This is a genomic window from Nocardia sp. NPDC058497, assembly GCF_042720195.1.
Taxonomy (GTDB): Bacteria; Actinomycetota; Actinomycetes; order Mycobacteriales; family Mycobacteriaceae; genus Nocardia.
Window position 1 is genome coordinate 1 of the sequence record NZ_JBHXMY010000647.1, and the last position, 3,184, is coordinate 3,184.

3 protein-coding genes are annotated in these 3,184 nt (G+C 69.4%); all 3 read left to right on the plus strand.

Features of this window, described 5'->3' with window-relative positions; translation table 11 throughout:
- Positions 1–1,645, plus strand: a 1,645-nt coding sequence (locus tag ACFWPJ_RS28795; protein ID WP_378856043.1) for an ERAP1-like C-terminal domain-containing protein, incomplete at its 5' end; no start/stop codon positions are given.
- Positions 1,646–1,835: 190 nt separating this feature from the next.
- Entirely contained in the window at positions 1,836–2,441 is a 606-nt protein-coding gene (locus ACFWPJ_RS28800) for a ClpP family protease (RefSeq protein WP_189032959.1), read from the plus strand.
- 144 nt (positions 2,442–2,585) lie between these two features.
- Positions 2,586–3,184: ClpP family protease (locus tag ACFWPJ_RS28805; protein ID WP_378856045.1), on the plus strand; the 599-nt coding region annotated here is incomplete at its 3' end.

Consider the following 3,184-nt stretch of genomic DNA (forward strand, 5'->3'; position numbering starts at 1 on the left):
GGTCACCATGAAGTGGTGGGACGACCTGTGGCTGAACGAGTCGTTCGCGACCATCGCCACGGTGCTGTGCCAGGCCGAGGCCACCGAATACACCAGTGCCTGGACCACTTTCGCGAATGTGGAGAAGTCCTGGGCCTACCGCCAGGACCAGCTGCCCTCGACGCACCCGATCGCCGCCGACATCCCGGACCTGCACGCGGTGGAGGTCAACTTCGACGGCATCACCTACGCCAAGGGCGCTTCGGTGCTCAAGCAGCTCGTCGCCTATGTCGGCCTGCAGCCGTTCCTGGCCGGTCTGCGTGACTACTTCGCCGAACACGCCTACGGCAACGCCACGTTCGACGATCTGCTCGCGGCGCTGGAGAAGGCGTCGGGCCGTGACCTGTCGAGCTGGGGCGCGCAGTGGCTCAAGACCACCGGCCTCAACATCCTGCGCCCCGACTTCCTCGTCGCGCCGGACGGCACGTTCTCGAGTTTCGCCGTGGTGCAGGAGGGCGCCGAGCCCGGCGCCGGCGAGCACCGCGTGCACCGGATCGCGGTCGGCGTCTACGACGATGTCGACGGCAAGCTGGTGCGCACCCACCGGGCCGAGCTCGACCTCGACGCGACCGGCCGCACCGAGGTGCCCGAGCTGGCGGGCGTGCCGCGCGGAAAGCTGGTGCTGGTCAACGACGACGACCTCACCTACTGCTCGCTGCGCCTCGACCCCGATTCGCTCGACGTGGTCGTGCAGCGCGTCGGTGACATCGCCGACTCGCTGCCGCGCACGCTGGCCTGGTCGGCGGCCTGGGAGATGACCCGCCAGGCCGAGATGAAGGCCCGCGATTTCGTCGCGCTGGTGCAACGCGGGATCGGCGCGGAGTCCGAGATCGGCGTGGTGCAGCGGCTGCTCATGCAGGCCGCCACCGCCATCTCCAGCTACGCCGATCCGGTGTGGGCCGAGCAGGAGGGCTCGCCCGGTTTCGCCGACCGGCTGCTCGAGCTGGCCCGCGAGGCCGAGGCGGGCTCGGATCATCAGCTCGCCTTCGTCAACGCGCTGACCGGGGCATTGCTCGCGCCGCGCCACACCGGCGTGCTGGCCCAGCTGCTCGACGGCGATCCGGCCGTGGCCGGGCTGACCGGGCTCACCGTCGACACCGACCTGCGCTGGCGCATCGTCACCGCGCTGGCGGCGGCCGGGCAGATCGACGCCGACGGCATGGACTCGCCGACCATCGACGCCGAGCTGGCGGGCGACCCGACGGCGGCGGGCAAGCGCCAGGCCGCCGCGGCCGCCACCGCCCGCCCGATCGCGGAGGTGAAGGAACAGGCCTGGGCGACGGTGATGGGCGACGACTCGGTGCCCAACATCACCGCCCGCGCCATCGTCGGCGGCTTCGCGCCCGCCGGTCAGGGCGAGCTGCTCGCCCCGTACGTGGACAAGTACTTCGCCGAGATCCCGGCCGTGTGGGAGCGCCGCTCGAGCGAGGTCGCCCAGACCGTCGTCATCGGCCTGTACCCGCACTGGGCGATCACCGAGGATGCCGTCACCAAGGCCGACGAGTTCCTGGCGGGCGACCACCCGCCCGCCCTCTACCGCCTGGTCTCCGAGGGCCGGGCCGGTATCGAACGTTCCCTGCGCGCACGGGAATTCGACGCCAAGTAATCGGTCGCCCGAGGGCCCGGTGCTGCGAGTTCGCCGCGCCGGGCCTTCGCGCTGTCCGAGCCCCGGCGTAATCGTGCGATTCGACGTCTCGATTACGCCGGGCTCGGCCTGCGTGTGTCGCTGCTGTGAGCAGATCTGCTGGGGGCAGCAGAAGCGGCGAATCACGGTGCGCGCGAGGCACCGTGGACGCATGGCACACGACGACAAGACTCCGATGTTCAGCTGGCGGGCCCGCGAACAACTGTTCGGGCGCCGCATCCTCGTGCTCGACGGTCCGCTCGACGACGACAACGGCACGCTGCTCATCACGCAGCTGCTGACCCTGGCGGCGCAATCGCCCGAGGCGCCGATCTCGCTGTGGATCCACTCCCCCGGCGGCTCGGTGCCGTCGATGCTCGCGATCCGCGACGTCATGCGGCTGGTTCCGTGCGAGGTGTCCACGCTCGCGCTCGGATTGGCGTGCAGCGCAGGGCAGTTCCTGCTGTCCTCGGGAACGCCGGGCCGCCGCTTCGCCCTGCCGCACGCCCGCATCCTGATGCACCAGGGCTCGGCGGGTATCGGTGGCAGCGCCGTGGAAGTCGAGGTGCAGGCCGACGATCTGCGCTACACCGTCGACACCGTCCTCGGGCTGATCGCCGCCGACACCGGCCAACCCTTCGACCGCGTCTACGAGGACTCCCTGCACGACCGCTGGTTCACCGCGACGCAAGCGCTCGAGTACGGATTCATCGACCACATCGTCGAATCGTTCGACCAGGTCGTCCCCAACCGCCACCGCATCGGCATCACTGCGTAAACCCCGCAGCAACAACCGATCACGCAAGCACATGGGTAACTCACCGGGCACGAGCCAACCCGACCCCATCACCAACCGCCTGCCGCCGACGCGATTCCCGCGGCAGACGAGCCCGGCCGAAATACGCGGAGAGGCGGAACAGCCATGACCAGCTACACGATCCCGAATGTCGTATCCCAGCATCGCGGTGGTGAGCGGATCACCGATATCTACTCGCACCTGCTCAGCGAGCGCATCGTCTACCTGGGCACACCCATCGATTCCGGTGTCGCCAACGCGCTCATCGCCCAGCTGCTGCACCTGGAATCGGACAGTCCCGGCCAGCCGATCAGCCTCTACATCAACTGCGAGGGCGGCGATCTGTCGGCGATGCTCGCCGTCTACGACACCATGAGTTTCATCAAGGCACCCGTGCACACCACCTGCGTCGGCCAGGCCATCGCGGTCGGCGCCGTCCTGCTGGCCGGCGGCGCGGCGGGTCATCGTTCGATGCTCCCGCACACCCGAATCGTGTTGCATCAGCCCGCGACTCGCGGTCAGGGCACCATCCCTGACCTGATCCTGCAGGCCGACGAGATCGTCCGGATGCGCGCGGCGATCGAAGCGATCCTGTCCAAGCACACCGGTCAGACACCGGAAACCCTGCGCCGCGACACCGACCGGGACCGGGTCTTCACCGCCGACACCGCCCTGGAGTACGGCCAGGGCGACCAGGTTCGCCACTCGCGCCAGAGACTCACACT